This is a genomic window from Bacillus sp. HMSC036E02 (genome assembly GCF_001836235.1).
In the GTDB taxonomy this organism is placed as follows: Bacteria; Bacillota; Bacilli; order Bacillales; family Bacillaceae_G; genus Bacillus_A; species Bacillus_A cereus.
Genome location: NZ_KV827856.1, coordinates 201077 through 201902, shown reverse-complemented (window position 1 = coordinate 201902; position 826 = coordinate 201077). Strand labels below are relative to the sequence as shown.

Here is an 826-nt window from a genome sequence, read left to right as displayed (position 1 = left end):
GATTAATGCAGGTTCAGGTGGTTTATTATCTTTACTACTAATTACATTACTTGCATATCCAGTTATGTACTACTCACATAGGGCGCTTGCTAAAATGATATACGCTTCTAATTCTGCTGATGAGGGGATCACAGGTACAATTAGAGAGTATTTCGGAAATAAAGCGAGTATCATTTTTAACATCGTATATTTCGGTTCAATTTATACAATCGTACTAATGTATTCGGTTGCGCTTACAAACACTGCAAGTAGTTTTATCGTGCATCAATTGCACATGCCAGAACCTCCAAGAGCTATTTTATCACTTGTATTAGTTCTTGGTCTTATCGCTATACTAAATTTTGGTCAAGATATTACTGTAAAGGTAATGAGTATGTTAGTGTATCCTTTCATAGTTTCTCTACTTTTTATTGCAATATCTTTAATTCCACAGTGGAATACGTCAATGCTTAGTTTTTCAGCTGTTTCAACTGCTTCAACAGGAACAGGCTATTTTGGGGCGATATTGATGATTCTACCAATCATCGTATTCTCATTTAATCATTCACCTATGATTTCATCATTTGTTGTGAAACAGAGAGCTACGTATGGAATCGAAGCCACTGATGCTAAATGTGCGCAAATACAAAAGGTTTGTTATATCATGACATTCGCTGTTGTTATGTTCTTCGTTTGGAGTAGCGCATTGAGCTTGACTCCAGATGATATAAAAATGGCAAAAGAACAAAACTTATCAATTCTTTCATATCTTGCTAATGAGCTTAATTCGCCTGTAATCACTATTGCAGCTCCAATTATTGCTTTTGTGGCTATTACAAAGTCTTTC

Annotated in this window: 1 protein-coding gene; it reads left to right on the top strand. The window is 35.1% G+C overall.

All coding sequences use genetic code 11. The annotated features are described in order from the left end of the window. Nucleotides 1-826: SLC5/6 family protein (locus HMPREF2590_RS31240; RefSeq protein WP_481747578.1), on the top strand; the 826-nt coding region annotated here is incomplete at both ends.